Genomic DNA, 26,068 nt, shown 5'->3' with positions numbered 1-26,068 from the left:
TGGAGTCCGCCATGCGCCGCCTGCCGTATCTCGCCCTGCTGTTGACCGCCAGCCTGCTCCCCGTCCTCGCCGTGGCCGGCCCGCAGCAGGACCAGCGCGCCCGCAACGCGGTGCGGGTGCTGGGCGAAATCCAGGAGATCCCCGAGCAGGGCATCCCCGACAAGCTGCTCGACGAGGGCCGCGCGATCATCGTCATTCCCGACACCATCAAGGCCGGCCTGGTCATCGGCGGCCGCCGCGGGCACGGGCTGATGTCGGTCAAGACCCCCGACGGCGCCTGGTCCAACCCGGTGTTCGTCAAGCTCACCGGCGGCAGCATCGGGTTCCAGGCCGGGGTGCAGTCCTCCGACGTGATCCTGGTGTTCCGTAACAGCCGCAGCCTGGACAACATCGTCAACGGCAAGTTCACCCTCGGCGCCGATGCCGGCGTGGCCGCCGGTCCGGTCGGCCGCAACGCCGCCGCCGCCACCGACGGCCAGCTCAAGGCCGAGATCTGGTCGTGGTCGCGCGCGCGCGGGCTGTTCGCCGGCGTGGCCCTGGACGGCGCGGTGCTGTCGATCGACGACGCCGCCAACCTCGACGCCTACGGGCAAGGCACCACGCCGCGGATGATCATCGAAGGCCGCCTGACCGCCGCCCCGTCCAGCGACGTGGTGGCGTTCCGCGACCGGCTCGAGGAATCGACCTATGCCGCCCGCGAGAAGCGCGGCACCCAGGGGGCCGCCGCCGCGGCGCCGGCCACCGGTGCGCGCACCGAGGCGGTGGCCGTGCCGCCGCTCCCGGCCCCGGCCGATACCGCGACCACCGCACCGCTGCAGCCGGCGTCCACCGAGAGCGTTCCGCAGCAGGGCTTCCAGCCGGTATCCGATGACGAGATCCGCACCGAAACGCTGGACGACGGCCACTGAGGACTGACCTTCGGCACGGCGCTGGGGGAGGGCGGGGTGCGTTATGCTCGGCTTTCTCCCCACAGACAACGCGAGCGGATCATGGGCAGTTTCAGCTTGTGGCACTGGTTGGTCGTGCTGGTCATCGTGCTGCTGGTGTTCGGCACCAAGAAATTGACCAGCGGCGCCAAGGATCTTGGCAGCGCGGTCAAGGAGTTCAAGAAGGGCATGCGCGAGGACGACGAGGCGCCGCCGGCGCGGCTGGACGATGCCTCGCGCACCGCCGGCAGCCGCCGCGAGGAGCAGCCGTCCGAGCACGACCGCCCGTCCCGCTGACCGGGCGGGCGCGCGCGTGTTCGACGTCGGTTTCAGCGAGCTGCTGCTGATCGCGGTGGTGGCGCTGGTGGTCCTGGGTCCCGAACGGCTGCCGAAGGCGGCCCGTTTCGCCGGCCTGTGGGTGCGCCGCGCGCGCCGGCAATGGGATTCGGTGAAGCAGGAGCTCGAACGCGAACTGGAAGCCGAGGACCTCAAGCGCAGCCTGCAGGACGTGCAGCGCTCGGTGCAGCAGGCCGGCGACGGGCTGCGCGAACAGGCGCGCCAGGTGCAGGCGGCCGCCGATACCCTCCAGCGCGACGTCGCGCGGACGCCGGAAGCGGACGCCGCGGCCTCCGCGGTGGACCCCGGCGATGCGCCCGCGGAGCCGGCGCCCTCCGCTGAGGCTGGGCCGGCGCCCTCCGGCACCGGGCAGACACCGGAGCCGCCGCGATGAGTGCCGATTTCACCGAGAGCCCGCTGATCGAGCACCTGATCGAGCTGCGCGCGCGCCTGGTGCGCGGCCTGCTCGGCCTGGGCGCGGTGCTGCTGGCGCTGCTGCCGTTCTCGCGCGCGCTGTACTCGCACCTGGCCATGCCGCTGATATCGCAGCTGCCGGCCGGGCAGTCGATGATCGCCACCAACCCGGCCGGCGCGTTCTTCGCGCCGCTCAAGCTCACCTTTTTCAGCGCGGTGTTCCTGGCCGCGCCCTGGCTGCTGTACCAGGTCTGGGCCTTCGTGGCGCCCGGGCTGTACGCGCGCGAGAAGCGGCTGGCGATGCCGCTGCTGGGATCGGCGGTGGCGCTGTTCTACATCGGCTGCGCGTTCGCCTACTTCCTGGTGCTGCCGGCGGTGTTCCACTTCCTGACCACGTTCCGCCCCGATGTCATCGCGATCACCCCCGATGCCAACGCCTACCTGGATTTCGTGCTGGCGATCTTCTTCGCCTTCGGCGCCAGCTTCGAGCTGCCGGTGGCGATGGTGATCCTGGTGCTGCTGGGCTGGGTGTCGCCGCAGCAGCTGCGCGAGGGCCGCGGCTACGCGGTCGTGGGCATCTTCGTGGTGGCGGCGGTGCTGACGCCGCCGGACGTGGTGTCGCAGCTGATGCTGGCCATTCCGATGTGCATCCTCTACGAACTGGGCCTGCATGCCGCGCGCTGGCTGGCGCCCCGTGACCAGGACCGCACCGCTGCACCCTGAATGGGCGTGAAGGCGCGTACAGGCGGTGTGCGTTACCTTTCCGGCGGACTCCGGTCCGCGCGGCGGTGCAGGCACGGTGGCCGGCAGCCAGGGGGTGGCCCATGACGCAGAAAAAAGACAGCTGGATCAGCAATATTTCGTTGATGGGCAAGATGCTGGCGGCATTCGCGCTCATCTTCCTGTGTTTCCTCGCCACCAGCATCGTCAGCTACCGGACGTCCGGACAGGACGATGCCGCGCGCCGCCGCGAAGGGCAGCGGATCGAGGTGGTGCGCCAGGTGGAGTACGCCGTCCAGGCGGTCCGGCTGCAGCAGATCGCCGCCCGCAACTACCTGCTGGGCGACGGTGAGCAGGAACTGCGGACGCTGCAGGCCCAGAGCCGGCAGCGCGACGCCGCGCTCGAAGCGGCCCTGGCGGCCGTGGCCGGAGGGAACGGCGATACCGCGCAGCGCGAGCGTCTGCAGCAGGTCCAGGCGCAGGCGGCGGCCTGGGACAAGGAGGCACTGGACGTGCTGGGCACGGCCAGCGCGGACACGACGCCGCTGCAGCGGCTGCATGCGATCAGCAGCGGCGGCCAGGGCAACGCGCTGGCCGAGACCCTGGACGGCATCTACGACACGGAGCTGGCGATCCTGCTCGACGAGCGCGGGCAGATGAGCCGCTGGATCGGCCTGGCCCACCGGCTGTCGCTGGCGCTGCTGGTCGCCGGCTTCCTGATCATCCTGTGCACCCTGTGGATGGTGTCGCGGCTGGTGGTGTCGCCGATCAACCGCCTCACCGACAAGATGACCCGCCTGTCTAACGGCGAGCTGGACGTGGAGATCAGCGGCCTCGGCCGCGGCGACGAGATCGGCGCCATCGCCCGCGCGCTGGAGGTGTTCCGGCACAACTCGGTGACGTCGCGCGACGAGACCTGGGTCAAGCTCAGCGCCGGCGAGGTCGGCGCCCTGCTGCAGGCGGCGGCGACCTCGGACGCGTATGCGCAGGCGCTGGTATCGCAGATCGCGCCGCGGATCGATGCGCCCATCGGCGTGTTCTTCGCCTGGGACGAGGACGAAAAGGTGCTGAGCCTGCAGGGCAGCTACGGGTTCCAGCGCCGCAAGCACCTGGGCCTGCGCTATGCGCTGGGCGAGGGGCTGATCGGCCAGGCCGCGCTGGAGCGCAAGCGCATCAGCGTGCAGCACGTGCCGGACGGCTTCTTCGGCGTGCATTCGGGCCTCGGCGAAGCCCAGCCGAACATGCTGGTGGCGGTGCCGCTGCTGCTCAAGGGCCGGCTGCTGGGCGTGCTGGAATTCGGCACCTTCGGCCAGTTCAGCGCGGCCCAGGAGGCCTTCCTGGACAGCCTGCTGCCGTCCACCGCGCTGGGCCTGGACAACATCCACCGTGCCGAGCAGACCCAGGCGCTGCTGGAGCACACGCAGGCCCAGGCCGAGGAGCTGCAGCGCTCCCAGGTGGCGCTGCAGGCGCAGGAGGAGGAGCTGCGCGCGACCAATGAAGAGCTCCAGGGCAAGACGGTGGAGCTGGAGGAGCATGCGCAGCGCCTGTCGGCCTCCGAAGAGGAGCTGCGGGTGCAGGCCGAGGAGCTGCAGGCGTCCAACGAGGAGCTGCGCCAGAAGACCGAGGTGCTCAACGAGCAGAAGGACGTGCTGCAGGTGCTGCAGCGCGAGACCGAGCTCAAGGCCCACGAACTGGCACGCGCCAGCCAGTACAAGACCGACTTCCTGGCCAACATGTCGCACGAGCTGCGCACGCCGCTCAACAGCCTGCTGATCCTGTCCAAGGAGCTGGCGGAGAACGAAAGCGGCCACCTGGACGAGGAGGAGGTCGAGGCGGCGGCGGTGATCCACGACTCCGGCTCGAACCTGCTGCGCCTGATCAACGACATCCTCGATCTGTCCAAGATCGAGGCCGGCAAGATGGATGTCCACCGCGAGGAAGTGCAGGTGGAGGCGATCACCCGCGAGGTGATGCGCCACTTCCGGCACATGGCGGTGGAGAGCCGGCTGGAGTTCGCCATCGATGTCGATCCGCAGCTTCCCGAGGCGCTGGTCACCGACCGCTCCAAGCTGCAGCAGATCCTCAACAACCTGCTCGGCAACGCCTTCAAGTTCACCCGCGAAGGCACGGTGACGCTGCGCCTGGATGCCGCCGACGCGGCCCTGCTCAACCGGGTCGGCGCCGCCGCCGGCCAGCCGCACATGGCGGTGACGGTGGCCGACACCGGCATCGGCATCCCCGCCGAGCGCCTGGATTCGATCTTCGAGGCGTTCGAGCAGATCGATTCCGGCACCAGCCGGCATTACGGCGGCAGCGGTCTGGGCCTGGCCATCGCGCGGCGGCTGGCCCAGCTGCTGGACGGCCACCTGGTGGCCGACAGCGAGCCCGGGCGCGGCAGCCGCTTCACCCTGGTGTTGCCGCTGTCGCCGCTGCGCGCACGCGCGGCGCTGCAGGCCCCGGCGGCGGAAGCGGCCGCGCCGCCGCCGCGCGCGAAGCCGGTCGCGCGGGCGCTCGCCGCGCCGCTGATCGACTGGATTCCCGACGACCGCCAGGCCATCGCCGCGGGCGAGTCGGTGATCCTCACCATCGAGGACGATCCCGCGTTCGCGCGCATCCTGGTCGACCTGATCCGCCGCAAGGGCCACCGCGCGCTGGCCGCGGCCGACGGCGAGAGCGGCCTGGAGCTCGCGCGCCGCTACCGGCCCACCGGCATCCTCCTCGACGTGATGCTGCCGGGCATGGACGGCTGGTCGGTGCTGCAGCACCTCAAGCACGATCCGGCGACCGCGGCGATCCCGGTGCACTTCATCTCCGCGGTGGACGAGGCCGCCAAGGGCGTGGCGCTGGGCGCGGTCGGCTACCTGACCAAGCCGGTCGACCGCAAGGCGCTGATCGCCGCCTTCGACCACCTGCTGGAGGTCGCCGGCAAGATCGTCCGCAAGCTGCTGCTGGTCGACGACGACGACGATTCGCGGCTGGCGCTGACGCGGCTGCTGCAGGCCGACAACGTCGAGATCGACCAGGTCGCCTCGGGCGAGGAGGCGCTGGCGCGCATCGCCAGCCACAGCTACGACTGCATCGTGCTCGACCTGAACCTGGGCGGCATTTCCGGGATCGAGTTCCTGGAGAAGGCGGCGAACCTGGTCGCGGTACCGCCGGTGGTGATCTATTCCGCCCAGGAGCTCAGCCGCGAGGACAGCCTGCAGCTGCGCCAGTACACCGACAGCATCGTGATCAAGGGCAAGCGCTCGCCCGAGCGCCTGCTCGACGAGGTCAGCCTGTTCCTGCACAGCATCGGCTCGCGCGGCGCCGGCGCCACGCCCACCGACGACACCCAGCTGGCCGGGCGCACGCTGCTGCTGGTGGACGACGACATGCGCAACCTGTTCGCGCTGTCCAAGTCGCTGCGCGCCCGCGGCATGACCGTGGTGCTGGCCCAGGACGGCTACAAGGCGCTGCAGCAGCTGCAGGAGAACGCCGGCATCGAGCTGGTGCTGATGGACATCATGATGCCGGGCATGGACGGCTACGAGACCATCCGCGAGATCCGCAAGCAGCCGCGGTGGGGCAGCCTGCCGATCATCGCGGTGACGGCCAAGGCCATGCACGGCGACCGCGACAAGTGCCTGGATGCGGGAGCCAACGACTACCTCGCCAAGCCGGTGGACCTGGACCGGCTGTTGTCGATGATGCGCGTATGGCTGCAAAAGTAGGCGCCGCCCTCCCGCGCAACGGCGAGGACATCGACGACATCGAGGTCGATGCCTTCGTCCAGGCCATGGCGCGGCGCCATGGCTACGATTTCAGCGGCTATGCGCCGGCCTCGCTGCGCCGCCGCGTGCTGGCCCTGGCGCAGTCGATGGAACTGGCGCACGTGGGCGAGCTGACCGCGCGGGTGCTGCGCGACGACGCCCTGGTGCCGGCGGTGATCGCGCGGCTGTCGGTGCCGGTCTCGGAGATGTTCCGCAACCCGTCGGTGTTCCGCCGGCTGCGCGACGAGGTGTTCCCGGTGCTGGCCTCCCATCCGCACATCAACATCTGGCAGGCCGGCTGCGCGCACGGGCAGGAGGTGTACTCGCTGGCGATCCTGCTCAAGGAGGCCGGGTTGTACGAGCGCTGCCAGATCTACGCTACCGACTTCAGCGACGAGGCCCTGGCCCGGGCCCAGGAAGGCATCTTCCCGATCCGCGACGCGCGGCTGTACTCGGAGAACTACCTGGCCGCCGGCGGCCGCCACACGCTGTCCGACTACTACCATGCGCGCTACGACTTCATGAAGCTGGACGAGAGCCTGAAGAAGCGCGTGACCTTCGCCAACCACAACCTGGTGTGCGACGGGGTGTTCTGCGAGGCGCAGCTGATCCTGTGCCGCAATGTCCTGATCTACTTCTCCGATTCGCTGCAGGACCGCGTGCTCGGCCTGTTCCGCGACAGCCTGGCCCGCGGCGGCGTGCTGTGCCTGGGCAACCGCGAGTCGATCCGCTTCGCGCCCAGCGCCCGCGACTTCGTCCCCATCGATGCCGAGCTGCGCCTGTACCGCCATGCCGGAGGCTGGGCGTGAGCGGCACGCCGCCACCGCCACGGGCGGTCGTGGTCGGCTGTTCGGCCGGCGGGCTGGCGGCGCTGCAGCAGCTGCTGGGCGGCCTGGCGCGGCCGCTGCCGGCGCCGATGGTGGTGGTCTGCCACAGCGGTTCGGAGGACATGCGCCTGTTCTGCGAGCTGCTGGCCGCGCGCAGCGGCCTGCCGGTCGGCGAGGCCGAGGAGCGCTGCGTGCCGCAGCCGGGCCATGTCTACGTGGCGCCGTCCGGCTACCACCTGCTGTTCGAGCGCGACCGCCGGTTCGCGCTCAGCGTCGATCCGCGGGTGGCGTTCTCCCGGCCGTCGGTGGACGTGCTGTTCGAGTCGGCCGCCGAGGCCTGGCACGACCGCCTGCTGGCGGTGCTGCTCACCGGCGCCAACGCCGACGGCGCGCAGGGCTGCCGGCGGATCCGCGCGGCCGGCGGCCGCGTGATCGTGGAAGACCCGCGCACCGCGCAGGCGCCGGCCATGCCGGCCGCCACCCTTGAACTGGCGGGCGCCGACCACTGCCTGCCGCTGGCGGACATCCCCGCCCTGCTGGAGTCGCTATGTCCATGACCGTGCCGGCGGTTCCGCCGCGTCCGAAAATCCTCGCCGTCGACGACAACCCCGCCAACCTGTTGGTGATCCGCCGCGTGCTCGCCAAGCTCGACGTGGACGTGGTCGAGGCCGCCTCGGGCAACGACGCCCTCAGGGCCACGCTGGACGCGGAGTTCGCGCTGATCCTGCTGGACGTCTACATGCCGGACATCAACGGCTTCGAGGTCGCCGAGATCCTCTCGCAGGAGGAGGGCACGCGGCAGACGCCGATCATCTTCGTCACCGCCACCTACGCCGACGACGTCTACCGCCTCAAGGGCTACGGCTTCGGCGCGGTCGACTACATGGCCAAGCCGCTGGACACCACCATCCTGCTGTCCAAGGTGCAGGTGTTCCTGGACCTGTACCGCCACCGTGTCGCCCTGCGCGACGCCCTGCACGAACTGTCCGAGCGCAACCGCCAGCTGGAGATCGAGATCGAACAGCGCCGGCAGATGGAGCAGGAGATGCGCCACCTGGCGATGCACGACATGCTCACCGGGCTGCCGAACCGCGCCCTGTTCATGGACCGCCTGCAGAACGCCTACCACCGCACGGCGCGCAGCGGCGGCAAGTTCGCGCTGATCTACGTCGATGTGGACGGCTTCAAGGGAGTGAACGACACCTGGGGCCACGCCGCGGGCGACGCGCTGCTGGTGGAGTTGGCGGGCCGGCTGCGCAGCGCGCTGCGCGACAACGACACCGTCGCCCGCCTCGGCGGCGACGAATTCGCGCTGGTGATGGAGGACCTGGAGGACCTGGAAGCGGCACGTCGGCGGCTGGAGGATGTGCGTGTCTGCCTGGAGGCGCCGATGGTCCACCGCGGCGATGGCGACGCCATCGAACTGGCGATCGCCGCCAGCATCGGCCTGGCCACCTTCCCCGAGGACGGTGCCGAGGTCGACGCGCTGCTGCATGCCGCCGACCAGGCGATGTACTTGGTCAAGCGCGCCCGCGGCCGCTGAGCCGGCGGGCGCCGCGGTTCAGGCTTCCAGCACCGTGCCGGGAGCGGGGGCGGGCGGGACGCCGCCGGCCGGGCCGAGCATCTGCTTCCAGGCCGCGTAGACCGAGCCGGCGAAGACCGGCATCAGCACTGCCATCAACAGCAGCTGTGCCACCGCCATGGCCGCGGCCTGGCCGGCGATCAGGCCGATGACCGCCGCGGCGATCACCACCGCGAAGTAGATGGCGAAGATCGCGATGAACGCCAGCACGAAGAACACCAGCATCGCCGGCAGGTTGCGCAGGCTCGAGCGCAGGCTGCGGCGCAGCGCATGCCAGCCGCCGGCCCGCTGGAACATCACCTGCGGCGGCATCACGAACAGCGCCAGGGTGACCGCGGCGAAGCTGGCCATCAGCAGCAGCAGCCACAGCAGGATGCGCGCGGCCGGCAGGGTCGCCACCAGCGCCTCGATCTGCGCCGGATCCGGCTGTGCGCCGGAGCGGCTGATCTCGTTGAACCGGAGCATCACCTCGGACAGCCGCTGCAGGCCGTCGGTGCCGACCAGCACCAGCAGCAGCGCACCCAGCAGCAGCGCCGCCACCACCTGCGGCAGCAGTGCCACCAGCAGGTGCGGGGCACGGCCCTCGCGGACGCCTTCGAGCAGGTGCACCGGCCGCGCCGTGCGGCCCTGGTCCACTTCCCGTACCGCCCACAGCAGCCCGCCCATGAACAGCGGGCCGGCCAGCAGCAACAGCAACTGCACCAGCGGCGCCAGTGGCGGCACCAGCATCGACAGCGACAGCACCAGCGAGGTGCCGATTCCCCACAGGATGCCCAGCGCGCCCAGCGCCATCGGCGCACGCCTGAACAGGCCGAACCCGGTCAGCAGCCATTCCGCGCCGGCGGAGGCCGGCACCTTGCGAATATCGCCCATTGCAGTTCCGAAGAGGGGGAGCACCGGCCACGCTGCCGGCGTGGGCGGATTATCGCCCGAACCCGGGTGACGGGCGAGCCGCGGCCGCGGGACCGTGCATTCCAGCGCACGCCGTGGCCGGCGTGCGCTCAGGCGGCGCGGGCGTGGTGCACGAAGCGCCGCAGCAGGCGCCGGGCCTCGGGGGCCGCACTCACCTCGCGCGCGACCCGGCGCGCGCAGCCGCCATGGCGTGCGATGCAGTCCGCGCGGGCACGGACATAGCCGCGCATGTGGTGGGTGGCGAATTCCGGATGGAACTGCAGGCCCCATGCCTGCGTGCCCCAGCGGAACGCATGGCAGTTGTCCTGGGCCGAACGGGCCAGCACCGTGGCGCCTTCGGGGGCGCGCAGCACGGTCTGCAGGTGGGTGGCCTGCGCGGCGAAGCTGGCCGGCAGCCCGGCGAACAGCGGGTCGCCGGCGGCGGCGGGCTCCAAGTCGAGGCGGATGGTGCCCGACTCGCGTCCGGCCGGGTTGTAGTCCACCTGCCCCCCCAGGGCATGCGCCAGGAGCTGGTGGCCGTAGCAGATGCCCAGCAGCGGCAGCCCGGCGTGCGCGGCCTCGCGCAGCCAGTCGGCGCTGCGTTCGCTCCAGTCGGCGCGGTCGGTGACATAGGCGGCCGAGCCGGTGACGATCGCCGCGGCGAAACGGCCGCGGTCGGGCAGCGGTTCGCCCTGCTGGACGTCGACCACCACGGTCTGCGCCGGCGCCAGGCCGGCGGCGACGCGGATCCAGTGCGGGAAGCGGCCGTAGCGGCGCAGGCCGGGGAACGGTTGCCCGGTTTCGATGATGAGGAACGGCAGAGCGGTCATTGCGCGGTGTGGGGGCGGAGGATGCGGGGCGATTGTAGGCAGCCCCCGCCCGCCCCCTTCAAGCCGTCGCCGGCCGCTGCGGCGGGCATGGCGGTCGACCGGCCCCGGCCGCGCCGACCGCCGCGGCCGCGGGTCGGCGCCCGCCGCGCCAGTGCTGGCGGGCGTTCGCGGGGTTTTCCGGTGTCCGCGGCGTGCGCCGCCAGGGTCGCCGAGTGCATGCGCCGCGGCATGAGCTGATGCCGCATCGCCATCACCGGCGGCCTGCCTGGCGGCCCTGGCGGCGCTCCCGCGCGGCCCGGCAACGGCCCCTCGCTATACTAGCGGGCTCCTCCGTACGGCCCAGGCAGCATGTCCGCGACTCCCACCGTTCCCATCACTTTCCAGGGCATGATCCAGACCCTCAACGACTACTGGGCGAAGCAGGGCTGCGTGCTGATCCAGCCGCTGGACCTGGAAGTGGGCGCCGGCACCTTCCACCCGGCCACCTTCCTGCGCTCGATCGGCCCGGAAAGCTGGAATGCCGCGTACGTGCAGCCCAGCCGCCGTCCCACCGACGGCCGCTACGGCGAGAATCCCAACCGCCTGCAGCGCTACTACCAGTACCAGGTGGCGATGAAGCCGAGCCCGGACAACATCCAGCAGCTGTACCTGGACTCGCTCAAGGCGCTGGGCATCGACCCGCTGGTGCATGACCTGCGCTTCGTCGAGGACAACTGGGAATCGCCGACCCTGGGCGCCTGGGGCCTGGGCTGGGAAGTCTGGCTCAACGGCATGGAGGTCACCCAGTTCACCTACTTCCAGCAGGCCGGCGGCCTGGAGTGCCGCCCGGTGCTGGGCGAGATCACCTACGGCCTGGAGCGGCTGTGCATGTACCTGCAGAACTGCGACAACGTCTACGACCTGGTGTGGACCTACGGCCCGGACGGCGCCGCGGTCACCTACGGCGACGTCTACCACCAGAACGAGGTGGAGCAGAGCACCTACAACTTCGAGCACGCCGACGTGGCCGAGATGTTCCACCGCTTCGATGCCTGCGAGAAGGAAGCGCAGGCGCTGGTCGAGGCCGGCCTGCCGCTGCCGGCCTATGAGCAGGTCTGCAAGGCCTCGCATTCGTTCAACCTGCTCGACGCGCGCCGCGCCATCTCGGTGACCGAGCGCCAGCGCTACATCCTGCGCGTGCGCGCGCTGGCCCAGGCCGTGGCCAGGCTGTACGAGGCCAAGCGCCTGGAGGCCGTGGCCGCCAAGGAGGTGCGGGCATGAGCATGCAGCCGCTGCTGATCGAACTGGGCGTGGAGGAGCTGCCGGTCAAGGCGCTGCCGGGCCTGGCGCAGGCCTTCTTCGAGGGCGTGATCGACGGACTGGGCAAGCGCGGCATCGCCGTCGAGCGCGGCGACGCCAAGCCGTTGTCCACCCCGCGCCGCCTGGCGGTGCTGCTGCCGGGCGTGGAAACCGAGCAGCCCGAACAGCATTCGGAGGTGTTCGGCCCGTACCTGAACATCGCGCTGGACGCCAACGGCGCGCCGACCAGGGCGCTGCAGGGCTTCGCCGCCAAGGCCGGCATCGACTGGACCGCACTGGAGCGCACCACCGACGCCAAGGGCGAGCGCTTCGTGCTGCGCTCGGTCGTGCCGGGAGCCAGGACCGCCGCGCTGCTGCCGGAGATCCTGCGCGAGGCCATCGCCGCGATGCCGATCCCCAAGCCGATGCGCTGGGGCGCGCACGAACATGCCTTCGCCCGCCCGGTGCACTGGCTGGTGCTGCTGCACGGCGACCAGGTGGTGGAGGCCGGGCTGTTCGGGCTGGCGGCCGACCGCTTCAGCCGTGGCCACCGCTTCATGGCCGACCGCCCGGTGCGGCTGGAGCGCGCCGACGACTACCTCGGCGCGCTGGAAGCCGCCAGCGTGCTGGCCGATGCCGACGCGCGCCGCGCGCGCATCGTCGCCCAGGTCGAGGCCGCCGCCACACAGGCCGGCGGCATGGCGCGCATCACCGAGGACAACCTGGAGCAGGTGGTGAACCTGGTCGAGTGGCCGTCGGCGGTGCTGTGTGGCTTCGAGCGCGACTTCCTGGCGGTGCCGCAGGAAGCGCTGATCGAGACTATGGAAGTCAACCAGAAGTTCTTCCCGGTGCTGGATGCAGCGGGCACGCTCACCGAGCACTTCATCGGCATCGCCAACATCGCGTCGAAGGACGTGGCCGAAGTCGCCAAGGGCTACGAGCGCGTCATCCGCCCGCGCTTCGCCGATGCCAAGTTCTTCTTCGACGAAGACCTCAAGCAGGGCCTGGCGGCAATGGGCGAGGGCCTGAAGAGCGTGACCTACCAGGCCAGGCTGGGCAGCGTGGCCGACAAGGTGCAGCGTGTCGGTGCGCTGGCGCAGGCCATCGCCGCGCAGGTCGGCGCCGATCCGGTGCAGGCCGGGCGGGCCGCCGGGCTGGCCAAGAACGACCTGCAGTCGCGCATGGTCAACGAGTTCCCGGAGCTGCAGGGCATCGCCGGCCGCCACTACGCCGTGGCCGGCGGCGAATCGCCGGAGGTGGCGCTGGCCATCGACGAGGCCTACCGGCCGCGCTTCGGCGGCGACGACATCGCGCTGAGCCCACTGGGCAAGGTGCTGGCCATCGCCGAACGCCTGGACACGCTGGCCGGCGGTTTCGCCGCGGGCCTGAAGCCGACCGGCAACAAGGATCCGTTTGCGCTGCGCCGCAATGCGCTGGGGCTGGCGCGGACGATCATTGAGAGTGGGTTTGATTTTTCGATCAAGGATCTAATTTTCGAGGGATTCGAGCAGATATCTGATCAGTCGGAATCTATCCATTTGGAGGCGGAAACGATCCAAGGCAAAGCTCTTCCGGAACTCTACGACTTCATCCTCGACCGCCTGAAGGGCTACTACGCCGACAAGGGCGTCCCAGCCACCCACTTCAACGCCGTGGCCGAACTGAAGCCAGCCTCGCTGTACGACTTCGACCGCCGCATCGACGCCATCGGCACCTTCGCCCAGTTGCCGGAGGCCGAGGCGCTGGCCGCGGCCAACAAGCGCATCCGCAACATCCTGCGCAAGGCCGAGGGTGAAATTCCGGGGCAGATCGATCCGTCGCTGCTGCGCGAACCGGCCGAGAGCGAACTGGCCGAAGCCGTCACCGCCGCCATCGACGACACCAACGCCAGCTTGCAGCAGAAGGACTACGTGGCCGTGCTCGGCCGCCTCGCCCGCCTGCGCCCGCAGGTGGACGGGTTCTTCGACCAGGTGATGGTCAACGCCGAGGACCCGGCGCTGCGCGGCAACCGCCTGGCGCTGCTGCGCACGCTGGGCGGGCGCCTGGGCAGCGTGGCCGCCATCGAGCACCTGTCGGGCTGATTCCCGGCGGTTCCGGGGCCTGCCGGACCGCCGGTTAGGGTGGTCCGGGCCGGCGTCCGCGCGGGGCGCGGCGCCGGCCGCAGGGCCCCGCCGGAAGGCCGCCGGCGCGCACCGGCCGCGGTGTCGTGGCGGTGTGATTTTGCCGCTCATGTCCGCATCGGTATCCTGCACGCCATGCAGCCCTCCCGAACCGTTTCCGTGCTCCTCGCCACCGGCCTGATGCTGGTGGCTTCCCTGGCCCATGCCCGCGGCACGGTCCGCAAGGTCGACATCAAGGGCCTGGACAAGGGCGACGACGCCGAGATCATCGAGAACATCGAGGTGTCGCTGTCGCTGCACGACGCGATCGGCAAGCCGCAGGGCGAGTCCCGGCTGGAATACCTGCTGTCGCAGGCCGAGCGCCAGACCCGCAAGGCGCTGGAGCCGTTCGGCTACTACAACCCGACGATCCGGGTGGAAAGCCCGCGCGAGGGCGAGGACGTGCGGGTGGTGATCCACGTCGACAAGGGCGCGCAGGTCGCGGTGCGCGAGGAAGAGGTGGCCATCACCGGGCCGGCCGCGCGCGACCGCTACCTGCAGGACGACCTGGCGGCCTTCACGCCGAAGGCCGGCCAGCCCTTCGATTCGGTCAGCTACGAGGCCAGCAAGGTCACCATCAGCCGGCGCCTGTCCGAGCGCGGCTACTTCGATGCCGACTTCACCCAGCGCAGGGTGGACGTGGTGCGTGCCGACAACGCCGCCGACATCTTCCTCACCTGGGACAGCGGCCGCCGCTACGACATGGGGCCGATCACCTTCGAGTACGACTATTTCCGGCCCGGCCTGTTCGAACCGCTGGTGTACTGGGAGCAGGGCAGCTACTGGCACGAAGGCAAGCTGGACCGCCTGCGCGAATCGCTGACCAAGCTCGATTACTTCAGCGTCATCGACATCCAGCCGCATCCGGAGGACGCCGACGAGAACGGCGAAGTGCCGGTCAACGTCAAGCTGACCCGGGCCAAGCGCACCGTCTACACCGCCGGTCTCAGCTACGGCAGCGAGAGCGGCCCCGGTGTGCGTGGCGGGGTCGAGCGGCGCTACGTCAACAGCCGCGGGCACAAGCTCGATACGCAGCTGGACTATGCGCAGAAGCGCAAGAGCCTGATCACCAGCTACCGGATCCCGGCGTTCCACTGGCTGGATGGCTGGTACACCTTCGCGGTCAGCGCCTATGACGAGCAGACGCGCTACATCGACATGCGCAACTTCAAGCTCATCGCCAGCCGCAGCGGCGAGATCAACGAGCACTGGACCGCCATCGTCTCGATGAACGCCCTGCGCGAGCGCTGGCGCTACGGCTCGGACGACCAGTTCAACGATGCCGTCTACCAGCACACCACCCTGGTCTATCCGCAGCTGACCGCCGACTACGTCGACGTCGACGACCGCAGCTTCCCGCGGCGTGGCCTGAGCGGCAACGCCACGCTGCGCGGCGGCGTGGAAGGAGCCGGTTCGGACACCAGCTTCGTCCAGGCCGACGCCACCCTGCGCTGGTACGTGCCGGTCGGCGCGTCCGACCGCCTGATCCTGCGTGGCCAGGTCGGCACCACCTGGACCAGCGACCTGGTGGCGATGCCGCCCAGCCTGCGCTACTTCGCCGGTGGCGACCGCTCCATCCGCGGCTACGCCTGGCGCGAGGTCGGCCCGCGCACCCCGCCGCCGGACAAATACGCGCTCGGCGCCAAGAACCTGGTGGTCGGCTCGGCCGAATATGAGCACTACTTCGGCGGCGGCCCCTGGGGCGCGGCGGTGTTCGTGGACAGCGGCAGCGCCTTCGACAACACCATCGACCTGCATACCGGCGTCGGCCTCGGCGTGCGCTGGAAGTCGCCGGTGGGGCCGGTGCGCATCGACATCGCCCGCGGCCTCAACCATCCCGACTCGCAGTTCCAGGTCTACCTCAACATCGGAGCGGACCTGTGAGCCGGCCCAGCGAAGACCTCACCCCGGAAGCGCGCGAGGCGCGCATCGCCGACCTGCGCGCGCGTCGCCGCGCACGCCTGCGCACCCTGGCGGTACGCAGCGGCATCGGCATCGCCGTGCTGGTGGTGCTGGTGCTGGTGGGGCTGTACTGGCTGCTGCAGACCGTGGCCGGCCGCGACGTGCTGCTGGCCCAGGTGGTGGCACGGTTGCCGGCGACCTCGTCGCTGACCTGGAGCAAGGTCGAGGGCCCGCTGGCCGGTCCGCTGATCCTGCACGACCTCGACTTCCGCTACGACGGCCTGCACTTCAGCGCCGCGCAGGCCTACCTGGACCCGGACATCCGGCCGCTGCTGGGGCGCAAGCTGCGCCTGGACGCGCTGCGCATCCGTGACGCGCGGCTGGAGCTGGGGCCCTCGGAAGACACCCCGTTCGAGCTGCCGCGCTGGCCGGACGTGCTGCCGGCCATCGAACTGCCGCTGGCGCTGCAGGCCGACACCATCGAGGTCGACGGCCTGCGCATCACCCAGCTGCAGCAGCCGCTGATCGACATCAGCCGCATCCGCGGCGGACTGGAAGTGGCCGACGGCGAGTTCGCGGCGACCGCGCTCGCGGTGGACAGCGACCTCGGCGATTTCCACATCGACGGCCACTACCGTCCGCGCCAGGACTACCGCACCGACCTGACCGTGCGGGCACGGATGGCCGCGCGTCCCGGGCAGAAGGCCGCGGGGCTGGGCCTGGTGGCGCGCGGCGACCTGTCGCACATGGAAGTGGCGCTGGCCGGCCATGCGCCCCGGCCGTTGCATGCCAGCCTGGTGCTCGATGGCCGCCAGGATCCGGTATGGACCGTGTCCGCGCGCAGCGAGGCGCTGGACCTCGGGCAGCTGGTGCCGGCGCGCTTCCTGGCCGAGGCGCCCGCGCCGCTGGCACTGGACCTCACCGCGCGCGGGCGCGGCGGCAACGCACAGCTGCAGGGCCGCGTACGCCAGGGGGACCAGGAGCTGGTGCTGGCGCCTTCCAGCGTGGCTATCGACAACCAGGTGCTGACGGTCGCGCCGCTGGTGGCCGAGGTCTTCGGCGGCAGCGTGCGCCTGCAGGGCACCGCGGATTTCAGCGACGCGGACAATCCCGGTTTCCGCTTCGCGGTGGTGGCCAGCCAGCTGACCTGGACCCCGGAGCCCGACCCGGCGACGGACGCCGCACCGGTGCCGATGCACCTCAAGCAGGCCCGGCTCGGCGTGGCCGGGCACCTGAAGAACTGGGCCGCGGTGGGCAAGGCCGAAGTGGCCCGCGAGGCCCAGGATGCCGACCTGGATTTCGACGTGCGCGGCAGCGACCAGCAGGCGCGCATCGAACGCTTCAAGGCCACCACCCCGGGCGGCACGCTGGACCTGAGCGGCTCGGCGGCCTGGCAGCCGGCGCTGGCCTGGGACGTGGACGCGCGGCTGGCCGGCTTCGACCCCGGCTATTTCCTGCCCGGCTGGGAGGGCGACCTGTCCGGCACCCTGGCATCCACCGGTACGCAGCTGCCGTCGCCGCCCGGCAGCGACGCGCTGCGCCTGCAGGCCACCCTGGACCTGCCGCGGCTGCATGGCCGGCTGCGCGGCCGCGGCGTCGACGCGCGCGCCAAGGGGACCCTGCAGGGCACCCAGGGCGAGGGCGACCTGCACCTGGTGCTGGGCGACAGCCGGGTCGAAGCCAAGGGCAAGGTCGGCGACCGCCTGGACGTGGACGCCACCCTGGAGCCGCTGCGGCTGTCCGACCTGCTGCCCGAGGCCACCGGCAGCCTGGCCGGCACCCTGCGCCTGCGCGGCACCCCGGCGCAGCCGGACATCACCGCGCATCTGCGCGGCAGCGGCCTGCAGTGGGAGGACTGGAAAGCCGACCAGGTGAGCCTCGAAGGCCACCTGCCCTGGAAGGGCGGCGACGGGACGCTGCAACTGCAGGCGGCCGCGGTGGAGGCGGGCATGCTGCTGGACAGCGTGCGCGTGGAGGCGCGCGGCAGCCTGCAGGACCTGCGGCTGGACGCGGCCACCCGCAACGAACTGGGGGCGCTGAGCCTGGGAGGCAGCGTGCGCCAGGCCGGCCAGGCGTGGCGCGGCGAGCTGGGCACGCTGCGCATCGCACCGGTCAAGGGCGAGCCCTGGCAGCTGCGTCAGGCGGCCGGCTTCAGCGTGCAGGACGGCGCCATCCGCCTGGACGATACCTGCCTGGGAGCGGACACCGGCGGTGCCCTGTGCGTGAGCGCGGACTGGCCGCGTGCCGGGCTCGCGGTGCGCGGCGACGCGCTGCCGCTGACCCTGGTGCAGCCCTGGCTGCCGCCCAACGAAGGGCGGCGCATCCACCTGCGTGGCGAAGTCACCCTGGACGGCAGCCTGCGCCCGCGCGGCGAGGCCTGGGAGGGCAGCTTCAAGGTGGCCTCCCCCGACGGCGGCGTCCGCCTGGGCGACAACGCGCGCGGCGAACTGCTGCACTACGACAACTTCTCGATCAACGTGGACATGCAGCCGGGCAGCATCCAGGGCTACCTGGGCGTGGGCTTCAAGGGCGACGGCTTCATCGACGCCCGGGTGCAGACCGGCTGGGAGCCGGGCGCGGCGCTGACCGGCGAGCTGTACATGAACATGGCGCGGCTGTACTGGATCGAGCTGTTCTCGCCGGACCTGGTGCGGCCCAAGGGCCTGGTCGAAGGCCACGTCAGCCTGCGCGGCACGCGGTCGCAGCCGCTGCTGGGCGGCGAAGCGCGGCTGAGCGACTTCACCGGCGAGTTCCCGGCGCTGGGGCTGACCCTGAGCGAGGGCGTGGGCGAGTTCACCGCCCAGTCCGACGGGTCGGCACGGATCCGCGCCTCGGCCAAGACCGGCGGCGAAGGCGCGCTGCAGGTGGACGGCGGCCTGTCGTGGTTCGGCGACGCGCAGCCGTTGCAGCTGCACATCCACGGCGACAACGTGCTGCTGGCCAACACCAGCGAGATGCGCGTGGTCGCCAACCCGGACCTGGAGTTCACCCTGGCCGGCACGGCGATGGAGCTGCGCGGCAGCGTGCACGTGCCCGAGGCCGACCTGGACCTTGAACGCCTGGACCGCGGCACCTCGGTGTCGGAGGACATCGTGGTGCGCGACCCGGTGGACCCGGAGGAAGGGCCGTCGTCGCCGCTGGACATGGACCTGACGGTCAGCCTCGGCGACAAGGTCCGGATGAACGGCTTCGGCCTCAAGGGCGCGCTGACCGGCAAGATGCAGGTGCGGGCGCGGCCGGGACACGAGATGACCGCCAACGGCGGGCTGGAAGTCGGCGGCCGCTACAAGGCCTATGGCCAGGACCTGACCATCACCGACGGCCAGCTGCTGTGGAACCACGGCATCGTGTCCGACCCGCGGATCAACATCAAGGCGCAGCGCGAGATCGGCGAGGTCACCGCCGGCATCCATGTCAGCGGCCGCGCGCAGGCGCCGCGGGTGGACGTCTGGTCCGATCCGGCCATGTCGCAGTCCGAGGCGCTGGCCTACCTGGTGCTGGGGCGCAGCCTGAGCATGGCCAGCAGCGACCAGGCCCAGCAGGTCAACGCGGCTTCGGCGGCACTGTCGGCCGGCAGCGGCCTGCTGGCCGCGCAGGTCGGCGCCAAGCTGGGCCTGGACGACGCGGGCGTCAGCCAGTCGCGCGCGCTGGGCGGCTCGGTGATCGGCGTGGGCAAGTACATCACGCCCAAGCTCTACGTCGGCTATGGCGTCTCGTTGATCGGCAGCGGCTCGGTGCTCACCCTCAAGTACCTGCTGCGCCGGGGCTTCGACGTCGAAGTGGAATCGAGCACGGTGGAGAACCGCGGCTCGGTGAACTGGCGCACGGAGAAGTAGCCGCCGCCGGTACGCGGGCCGGGCGGCTCCCTGCCCCGGCCTGGGGGCGGGAGCGGTCTGGCCCGGCCGCGGCTAACGCCGGGCGCGCCGCGACCACCAGAGGGTACCCACGTGCAGCAGCAGGGCCATGCTGCCGCAGACGGTGCCATACGGCACGTTCAAGGTATCGGCCATGAACACGGCTGCCAGGAACAGCCCCAGGCCGCCTATCGGTCTCAGCGGAGCGAGCGTGGGGAACATGCGCATGGCCGCCATGAACGCGAGCCACGCTGCGCCGACGCCGGCCACCGCGCTCAGCAGCGGGTCAACGCGGTATCCGGCGATGCCGGCAAGGGCAAGCCCGGGAAGCACCAGCCAGCGCAGGCGCAGCAGCTGCTGGAACGGGCGCGACGCCGCGATCCGCGATCCTGCCCATACCCATGGCGAGGTTCCCATGCCGAGCAGCAGCATGATGCCCATGCCGGCAGCGGCATACGTCACCAGGCCGCCGGGCGAGGGCCAACCCTTTCCAGCCAGCAGGTCGCTGGCGGCGAGCAGTCCGTATACGGCGACCAGGGGCAACAGCCACAGGCACGACAGCAGCGCGCTGCGGATCACGCCGACCAACAGGTGGTTGCCGCCAGGCCGGCTCCTGTCGACAAGACCACGCCAGAACCGGAGCTGGTGTTGATCGATCGGCGGGCAGGGCAGTTCGCTCCCGTACCAGTCCAGCCGTTGCAGCATGGCGCGCATCCTGGTCACGCAGGAAGGCCGTGCCGCACTGAGCAGCGCACGTCCCCGATGCCAGGGACGTACCAGCCGCATGCGGCAGCGGCGAGCCTCCGCCAGGCTCACCGGGTCGCCGTCGCCGGTCAGCAGCAGCAGCGCCAGCTGCGCTTCGTTGCCGGCCAGCAGGAGCCAGCGCGCATGCAGGGTGCCCCCCAGGGCCTTGAGCATGTCCGGATCGACGTGGTTGCTGACCTCGTCCCAGCCGAACGTGGTGACGATCAGGTCGAAACTGGCACCGTTCATGGCGATCTCCGGCTGTTGGAGCCGCCCCAGGAGCCGCGCACCGGCATCGCTCTTGCCACGGATCGACCACAGTTCCGGGCACTGCTCCAACCACGGGCCGAGCTCGGTGTCGGGCAGCGTTTGCGCCGCGTCGATGATGCGCGCGACCAGCGCTTCCACGTCGATCTGCGGCAGCGGCACGCTGACTGGCTGGAACGCAGTGACCGGTTCCAGCGCCGGGTCTTCTTCGAGGGTGTGCGATGGCACCCCATGCAGCGTGGTGGATGCGGGGCGGGGTGATCGCGGCTGGCCACCGGACAGCGTGACGTCCTGTACGGCCTCCTGCGTCAACGCAACGGATTCACGCGCCGGCTCCGCATCCATGTGCGCTTCCCATGCGAACTCGTCCTGCTCGAACTCCTGCTGGTGGCGATGCCAGTTCAGCGCGGCCTGGTAGGCCTGGTGCAGGCGCTGGAAGGCATCCGGATCATCATCCGGGCGGTTGCTGCGCAGCAGCCGTGCATAGGCGCGCTTGATCGTCCGTTCATCGGCGCCCGGGTCCAGTTCCAGGATCTCCAGCGCCCAGTTCAATGCACGCCCTCCAGTTCGTCCAGGACACGGCTCAGTTCGCGCCGGTGCTGTTCCACGCGCTGCGGGTCCTGGCTTTCCAGCACTTCGCGGAACTGCAGCAGCCAGCCTTGCAGCTGGTCGCGCTGATCGACGTATTCGGAATACATGCGCTCCGTGCGGGCCAGCAGGGCGAGGTTGGGCTGCTGCTCGCGCGGATGGATCTTGAGCATGTCCAGGGCCTGCAGGCGTTGCTGGATCTGCTCGGGCGACAGCACGCCGGGGTTCTGCTCCAACACCAGCTCATGGCGACTGCCGGTCGCATTCTCGGTGACCTCGACCTGCAGGATGCCGTCCGCGTCGTAGGTGAAACGGGTGGTGACGGAACGGTCCTCGCTCCCGGTGGTCAAGGGGACCTGCAGTTCGCCCAGCTTGATGTTGCGGTCCACGGTGGGACTTTCGCCCTGGAACACGTCGATGCGCAGGAGCCTCTGTGCGGCGTGCACCGGATGGAACACGTCCTCGCGGCTGACCGGCACCACGCTGTTGCGCTGGATGATGGGGTGGAAATAGCCGGTGCGTTCCTTGCCGTCCGGTCCCATCCGCGAGACCTGGGTGCCCAGCGTGTAGGGGCAGACGTCGGTCAGTACCACCTCGCGCAGTGCGCTGTCCCGTGCCTTCATGCCGGCCGCCACGGTGGCGCCGGCGGCGACGGTCTGGTCCGGATCGATATGTCGCAGGGGCAGGCGCCCGAACATGCGCGCGACCAGGCGCACCACCATGGGCATGCGGGTGGCGCCTCCGACCAGCACGATGTCGTCCAGCGCATCGGGTTGCAGCCGCGCATCGCGGATCGCCCGTTCGATGGGCGCGCGCATCCGCTGCAGCAGCGGCGCGCACAGCTGCGCGTAGCGTGCCTCGTCCAACTGCCAGTGCAGGTCGCGCCCGCCCAGGGTGATGTCCAGCTGCGCGTCGTCGCTGCGGGTGCTCAGTTCGCGCTTGAACAGCTCCATGCGGTGCAGCAGCCGCGCCTGTCCGGCGCCGTCCAGCGCTGCGGTGTCCACCTGCAGTTCCTGCCGGAATGCCTGCAGCAGCCGTTCCAGGAAATCCTCGCCGCCCAGGAAATTGTCGCCGGCGCTGGCATGCACTTCGACCACGCCGTCGAACAGCTCCAGCACCGACACGTCGAAGGTGCCGCCGCCCAGGTCCAGGACCAGCACGCGGCCCTCGTGGTCGCGCTGCTGCAGTCCGTAGGCCAGCGCCGCGGCGGTGGGCTCGTTGATCAGGCGCTCGACGCGGATCCCGGCCAGTTCGCCGGCGGCCCGGGTGGCCTTGCGCTGCGCGTCGGAAAAATACGCAGGGACGCTGATCACCGCTTCCGTCACCGGTTCGCCCAGCGCGGATTCGGCGTCGGCCAGCAGGGCGCGCAGCACCAGGGCCGACAGCTCTTCGGGACGGAACGTGTGGCTGCCCAGCCGGGTCGGGCGCGATGTGCCCATCCAGCGCTTGAAGCCGGCCACGCTGTCGCCCGGGTGGCTGACCAGGCGGTCGCGCGCGGGCGCTCCCACCAACACGCCGTCGGCCGACACGCTGACCACCGAGGGCGTCAGTACCTGTCCATGCGCGTTGGGAAAAAGCACCGGGCCGTCGGCGCCGTGCCTGCCGATCAGCGAATGCGTGGTGCCCAGATCGATACCGACAATCATCCTTGATACACCTGTTCAGATCCTGATCGGGATTGTAGGCGGGCCGCACGGGTACCGGAACCGCGGGCGGCGGCATGACTGCTGGCGGTTGCCGCTCCGTGCGGGCGCCGCTACTGTCGGCGCCTGTATTGCCTTCCGCTGGAGCTTCCATGACCCGCACACCGCTTGCCGCCGCCCTGGCGCTGGGCATGTCCCTGGCCACCGCCGCCCACGCCAACGAGGGCATGTGGATGCCCACGCAGTTGCCGGAGCTGGCGGGTGCGCTGAAGGACGCCGGGTTCCAGGGGGAACCCCGCGGCCTGGCCGATGTCACCGCGCCGCCGCTGAGCGCGGTGGTGCGGGTCGGGGGCGGTACCGGCGCCTTCGTCTCCGGCGACGGCCTGCTGCTGACCAACCACCACGTGGCCTATGGCGTGATCCAGTACAACGCCAGCAAGGAACACGACCTCATCGACGAGGGCTTCATCGCCCGCGACCGCACCGACGAACGTTCGGCCAATCCGGACTACCGGGTGCTGGTGACGGTGGGCTTCGACAAGGTCACCGACGAGGTCCTCAAGGACGCGCGCGGCAAGACCGGCCGTGCCTACTACGATGCCGTGGAAGGCGCGCGCAAGCGCATCGTCGCCGACTGCGAGGCCGAGGGCGGGGTGCGCTGCTCGGTCGCCAACATGTACTACGGCACCGACTTCTACCGCATCCGGCAGCTGGAGCTGACCGACATCCGCCTGGTCTACGCGCCGCCGCGCGGCATCGGCAACTACGGCGACGAGATCGACAACTTCATGTGGCCGCGGCACAGCGGTGACTTCACCCTGCTGCGCGCCTATGTCGGCAAGGACGGCAGGCCCGCGCCGTACAGCACCGACAACGTGCCCTACCAGCCGCCGGCGCACCTGAAGATGGCTGCCGACGGCCCGAAGGAGGGCGACTACGCGATGCTGGCCGGCTACCCCGGCACCACCTACCGCCTGCGTACCGCCGCCGAGTTCGCCAACCAGATCGATTCCGTGCTGCCGCGCCGGGTGGAGGTGTTCCAGCAGCTGATCGACGTCATCGAAGCGCAGGGCAAGGACAACGCCGATGCGCGTACGCGCTACGCCTCGCAGCTGCAGTCGTTGAAGAACAACCGCAAGCGCGCCGCCGGCGAACTGGAAGGCCTGCTGCGCAGCGATGCCAAGACCCGGCGCGCGCAGGACGAGCAGGCGATGCTCGCCGCCGCCGATGGCAAGTACAAGGCCGACATCGACGCCTTGTTCGCCTCGCTGGCCGCCGACCGCGAAGTGGGCGCCAGCGAGCTCCTGGTGACGCTGATGTCGAGCCAGACCCAGCTGCTGCGCTCGGCGCTGCTGCTGGAACGCCTCCGCATCGAGTCGGCCAAGCCCGACGCCGAGCGCGAGAGCGGCTACCAGCAGCGCGACCAGGCGCTGATCGAGGGCGTGTTGAAGCAGGTGCAGCGCCGTTACGATCCGGCGGTCGAGAAGGCGCTCCTCACCGCCCTGCTTACCCGCTACCAGCAGCTGCCCGATGGCCAGCGCGATGCGCACTACGACAACCTGTTCGGGCGCACGCCGGCGGAGCTGGCCCGACACCTGGACGCCCTGTACGCGGACACCCGGCTGGGCGAGGAAGCGCAGCGGCTGTCGCGTTTCGAATCCGCGCGCAAGGGCGGGTTCATCGAGGCCGATCCGCTGGTGTCGGTCGCCTCGGCCCTGGTGATGGCGCAGTTGAACGCCGAGCGGGACCGCAAGGAACGCGAAGGCGAGCAGCTGCGCCTGCGCCCCTCCTACATGCAGGCGCTGTTCGCCTGGCGCGCCGGGCAGGGCCGCGCCGTGTACCCGGATGCCAACGGCACGCTGCGCATCAGCTACGGAACGGTCGAGGCGCTGCATCCGCGCGATGCGGTGAGCTACACGCCGGTGACCACGGTCGCCGGCATCGTCGAGAAGGACACCGGCCGCTATCCGTTCGATGCGCCGCGGCCGCTGCTGGACGCCATCGCCAAGGGCGATTTCGGCAGCACCGCCGATCCGGTGCTGAAGACCCAGACGGTTAACTTCCTGACCAACCTGGACACCACCGGCGGCAACTCCGGCTCGCCGGTGCTCAACGCCCGCGGCGAATTGATCGGCCTGAACTTCGATTCCAACTGGGAGTCGGTGAGTGCCAGCTGGTGGTTCGATCCCCGCTACAAGCGCGCCGTGCACGTGGACATGCGCTACCTGCGCTGGCTGCTGGCCAAGGTCTATCCGGCGCCGGCGCTGCTGGCGGAGATGGGCCTGCCGCAGGAATGAACCCCGCGCCCGGGCGGTCCGCCGCCCGGGTGGTTTCGGACGCAACGATCGGCGTCGGGTACGTTCAAGCCAGCGGTTGCGCGACTGGCTAAAATGGCCGGGCAGGGGCAGCACAAGCACGTGGGGGAAACGATGCAGGAGGATGCGCCGACGGACGTCCAGTGTCGGTTGGCCGGGGTGCGGATCTGGGTGGTCGAGGACGACCCGGAATGGCGCGGCATGATGCTCGAGGAACTGCAGTGCCATGGCGCGACGGTGCGCGGCATCGGCAGCGTCGAGGCGTTGTACCGCGAACTGGCGGTGGACCGCTGCGACATCCTGGTGCTCGACGTCGGCCTGCCCGGCGAGGATGGCCTCAGCGCCACCGGCCACCTGCGGCGCACCGACGGCATGGGCATCGTGCTGGTGACCGGCCGCAGTGGGTCGGCGGACATGGCCCAGGGGTTGTCGATGGGGGCCGATGTCTACCTGTCCAAGCCGCTGGAGCTGCCGGTGCTGGTGGCGGCCCTGCACAGCCTGGCGCGGCGGCTGGGGCTGCCGTCCCGCGAACCGTCCCCGCTGCCGGTGGCCGCCCCCGTCCCCGTCACCGCCGTCATGGTCGAGGAGCCGCCCCGGGACGTGGACGCGGCCTGGAGCCTGCGCGCCAACGGCTGGGACCTGTGCGCGCCCAACGGCAAGGTGCTGACCCTGACCGCCGCCGAACGCGGCTTCCTGCATGAGCTGTTCGCCACGCCGGGCAAGGCGGTGGACCGCGAGCGGCTGATCGCGGCGATCACCGACCAGCCCTGGGATTTCGACCCGCATCGGCTGGAGGTGCTGGTGCACCGCCTGCGCCTGCGTGCCCGCAGCGCCACCGGCGCACCGCCGCCGATCCGCTCGCTGCGTGGCGTCGGCTATCTGCTGGTTGCCGAGTCCGTCGACGGCGGCGTCTCCCGCTAGCATCCCGCCGCTGCACCTGCCTCTTCCATACCCGGCACGCCCGTGCGCGTGCCGGGGGCGCAATCGTGCGCCGATGTGCCCGGACCCGCGCTGCCGGTGCCGGGGGCACCACGACCGAA

18 protein-coding genes are annotated in these 26,068 nt (G+C 70.8%); 14 read left to right on the top strand and 4 right to left on the bottom strand.

What is annotated here, in order from left to right; translation table 11 throughout:
* Window positions 1-11: 11 nt before the first annotated feature.
* The 8 genes from K5L01_RS09020 (at window position 12) to K5L01_RS08985 (ending at window position 8,518) form a co-directional block, all read left to right on the top strand.
* The gene (locus tag K5L01_RS09020; protein WP_250064037.1) at window positions 12-908 is read left to right on the top strand and encodes a lipid-binding SYLF domain-containing protein; all 897 of its coding nucleotides are present in this window, start codon (window positions 12-14) and stop codon (window positions 906-908) included.
* 81 nt (window positions 909-989) lie between these two features.
* Window positions 990-1,223 carry a Sec-independent protein translocase subunit TatA gene (tatA, locus tag K5L01_RS09015; RefSeq protein WP_250064035.1) on the top strand — a complete coding sequence of 78 codons (234 nt, stop codon included), beginning with the start codon at window positions 990-992 and terminating at the stop codon, window positions 1,221-1,223.
* A 16-nt stretch (window positions 1,224-1,239) separates the two neighbouring features.
* A complete protein-coding gene (tatB, locus tag K5L01_RS09010) occupies window positions 1,240-1,656 on the top strand; it encodes a Sec-independent protein translocase protein TatB (RefSeq protein WP_250064033.1) in 417 nt (138 codons plus the stop codon).
* Window positions 1,653-2,399: a twin-arginine translocase subunit TatC gene (tatC, locus tag K5L01_RS09005; protein ID WP_250064030.1), complete on the top strand. Its 747-nt coding sequence runs from the start codon at window positions 1,653-1,655 to the stop codon at window positions 2,397-2,399. The genes tatB and tatC overlap by 4 nt, the downstream gene beginning before the upstream one ends.
* Before the next feature lie 101 nt (window positions 2,400-2,500).
* Window positions 2,501-6,109 carry a response regulator gene (locus K5L01_RS09000; protein ID WP_250064028.1) on the top strand — a complete coding sequence of 1,203 codons (3,609 nt, stop codon included), beginning with the start codon at window positions 2,501-2,503 and terminating at the stop codon, window positions 6,107-6,109.
* Window positions 6,094-6,957, top strand: coding sequence for a CheR family methyltransferase (locus K5L01_RS08995; RefSeq protein WP_250064026.1), 864 nt, complete (start codon window positions 6,094-6,096; stop codon window positions 6,955-6,957). Before K5L01_RS09000 ends, K5L01_RS08995 begins: the two co-directional genes overlap by 16 nt.
* Window positions 6,954-7,532, top strand: a complete 579-nt coding sequence (locus K5L01_RS08990) for a chemotaxis protein CheB (protein WP_250064025.1) — start codon at window positions 6,954-6,956, stop codon at window positions 7,530-7,532. The genes K5L01_RS08995 and K5L01_RS08990 overlap by 4 nt, the downstream gene beginning before the upstream one ends.
* Window positions 7,523-8,518, top strand: a complete 996-nt coding sequence (locus K5L01_RS08985; RefSeq protein ID WP_336254095.1) for a diguanylate cyclase domain-containing protein — start codon at window positions 7,523-7,525, stop codon at window positions 8,516-8,518. The genes K5L01_RS08990 and K5L01_RS08985 overlap by 10 nt, the downstream gene beginning before the upstream one ends.
* An 18-nt stretch (window positions 8,519-8,536) precedes the next feature.
* Here K5L01_RS08985 and K5L01_RS08980 read toward each other — a convergent pair whose 3' ends face one another.
* Together K5L01_RS08980 and K5L01_RS08975 are read right to left on the bottom strand one after the other, a co-directional pair.
* On the bottom strand, window positions 8,537-9,430 hold the full coding sequence (locus K5L01_RS08980; RefSeq protein ID WP_250064023.1) for a BPSS1780 family membrane protein: 894 nt from the start codon (window positions 9,428-9,430) through the stop codon (window positions 8,537-8,539).
* Window positions 9,431-9,558: 128 nt separating this feature from the next.
* Window positions 9,559-10,278: a glutamine amidotransferase gene (locus tag K5L01_RS08975; protein WP_250064021.1), complete on the bottom strand. Its 720-nt coding sequence runs from the start codon at window positions 10,276-10,278 to the stop codon at window positions 9,559-9,561.
* Window positions 10,279-10,626: 348 nt separating this feature from the next.
* On the opposite strand from K5L01_RS08975, the gene glyQ reads away from it, so the two are divergent.
* The 4 genes from glyQ (at window position 10,627) to K5L01_RS08955 (ending at window position 19,453) form a co-directional block, all read left to right on the top strand.
* Window positions 10,627-11,538 carry a glycine--tRNA ligase subunit alpha gene (gene glyQ, locus K5L01_RS08970; RefSeq protein WP_250064019.1) on the top strand — a complete coding sequence of 304 codons (912 nt, stop codon included), beginning with the start codon at window positions 10,627-10,629 and terminating at the stop codon, window positions 11,536-11,538.
* The gene (gene glyS / locus K5L01_RS08965; RefSeq protein ID WP_250064017.1) at window positions 11,535-13,637 is read left to right on the top strand and encodes a glycine--tRNA ligase subunit beta; all 2,103 of its coding nucleotides are present in this window, start codon (window positions 11,535-11,537) and stop codon (window positions 13,635-13,637) included. Before glyQ ends, glyS begins: the two co-directional genes overlap by 4 nt.
* Window positions 13,638-13,811: 174 nt before the next feature.
* Window positions 13,812-15,599, top strand: coding sequence for an autotransporter assembly complex protein TamA (locus K5L01_RS08960; protein ID WP_250064015.1), 1,788 nt, complete (start codon window positions 13,812-13,814; stop codon window positions 15,597-15,599).
* Entirely contained in the window at window positions 15,596-19,453 is a 3,858-nt protein-coding gene (locus K5L01_RS08955) for a translocation/assembly module TamB domain-containing protein (RefSeq protein ID WP_425603870.1), read from the top strand. Before K5L01_RS08960 ends, K5L01_RS08955 begins: the two co-directional genes overlap by 4 nt.
* A 72-nt stretch (window positions 19,454-19,525) precedes the next feature.
* Here the strand turns inward: K5L01_RS08955 and K5L01_RS08950 are convergent, their stop codons facing one another.
* Together K5L01_RS08950 and K5L01_RS08945 are read right to left on the bottom strand one after the other, a co-directional pair.
* On the bottom strand, window positions 19,526-21,034 hold the full coding sequence (locus K5L01_RS08950) for a J domain-containing protein (protein ID WP_250064013.1): 1,509 nt from the start codon (window positions 21,032-21,034) through the stop codon (window positions 19,526-19,528).
* A complete protein-coding gene (locus tag K5L01_RS08945; RefSeq protein ID WP_250064011.1) occupies window positions 21,031-22,716 on the bottom strand; it encodes a molecular chaperone HscC in 1,686 nt (561 codons plus the stop codon). Before K5L01_RS08945 ends, K5L01_RS08950 begins: the two co-directional genes overlap by 4 nt.
* A gap of 149 nt (window positions 22,717-22,865) precedes the next feature.
* Here K5L01_RS08945 and K5L01_RS08940 point away from each other — a divergent pair, with 149 nt between their 5' ends.
* Both K5L01_RS08940 and K5L01_RS08935 read left to right on the top strand, forming a co-directional pair.
* Window positions 22,866-25,010, top strand: a complete 2,145-nt coding sequence (locus K5L01_RS08940; protein ID WP_250064009.1) for a S46 family peptidase — start codon at window positions 22,866-22,868, stop codon at window positions 25,008-25,010.
* A gap of 120 nt (window positions 25,011-25,130) precedes the next feature.
* Window positions 25,131-25,949, top strand: a complete 819-nt coding sequence (locus K5L01_RS08935; RefSeq protein WP_250064007.1) for a response regulator transcription factor — start codon at window positions 25,131-25,133, stop codon at window positions 25,947-25,949.
* Window positions 25,950-26,068 lie beyond the last annotated feature (119 nt).

Source organism: Stenotrophomonas mori, from assembly GCF_023556335.1.
Lineage (GTDB): Bacteria > Pseudomonadota > Gammaproteobacteria > Xanthomonadales > Xanthomonadaceae > Stenotrophomonas > Stenotrophomonas mori.
The sequence above is the reverse complement of the archived record's forward strand: the minus strand, read 5'-3'. Positions and strand labels throughout refer to the sequence as shown.

Bases quoted from the DNA above. Each gene is read 5' to 3' on its own strand.
- K5L01_RS08980 (WP_250064023.1), bottom strand. From the start codon at position 9,430: ATGGGCGATATTCGCAAGGTGCCGGCCTCCGCCGGCGCGGAATGGCTG.
- K5L01_RS08995 (WP_250064026.1), top strand. From the start codon at position 6,094: ATGGCTGCAAAAGTAGGCGCCGCCCTCCCGCGCAACGGCGAGGACATC.
- K5L01_RS08945 (WP_250064011.1), bottom strand. From the start codon at position 22,716: ATGATTGTCGGTATCGATCTGGGCACCACGCATTCGCTGATCGGCAGG.
- K5L01_RS09020 (WP_250064037.1), top strand. From the start codon at position 12: ATGCGCCGCCTGCCGTATCTCGCCCTGCTGTTGACCGCCAGCCTGCTC.
- K5L01_RS08960 (WP_250064015.1), top strand. From the start codon at position 13,812: ATGCAGCCCTCCCGAACCGTTTCCGTGCTCCTCGCCACCGGCCTGATG.
- K5L01_RS08975 (WP_250064021.1), bottom strand. From the start codon at position 10,278: ATGACCGCTCTGCCGTTCCTCATCATCGAAACCGGGCAACCGTTCCCC.
- K5L01_RS08940 (WP_250064009.1), top strand. From the start codon at position 22,866: ATGACCCGCACACCGCTTGCCGCCGCCCTGGCGCTGGGCATGTCCCTG.
- K5L01_RS09000 (WP_250064028.1), top strand. From the start codon at position 2,501: ATGACGCAGAAAAAAGACAGCTGGATCAGCAATATTTCGTTGATGGGC.
- tatA (WP_250064035.1), top strand. From the start codon at position 990: ATGGGCAGTTTCAGCTTGTGGCACTGGTTGGTCGTGCTGGTCATCGTG.
- tatC (WP_250064030.1), top strand. From the start codon at position 1,653: ATGAGTGCCGATTTCACCGAGAGCCCGCTGATCGAGCACCTGATCGAG.
- glyS (WP_250064017.1), top strand. From the start codon at position 11,535: ATGAGCATGCAGCCGCTGCTGATCGAACTGGGCGTGGAGGAGCTGCCG.
- K5L01_RS08985 (WP_336254095.1), top strand. From the start codon at position 7,523: ATGTCCATGACCGTGCCGGCGGTTCCGCCGCGTCCGAAAATCCTCGCC.
- glyQ (WP_250064019.1), top strand. From the start codon at position 10,627: ATGTCCGCGACTCCCACCGTTCCCATCACTTTCCAGGGCATGATCCAG.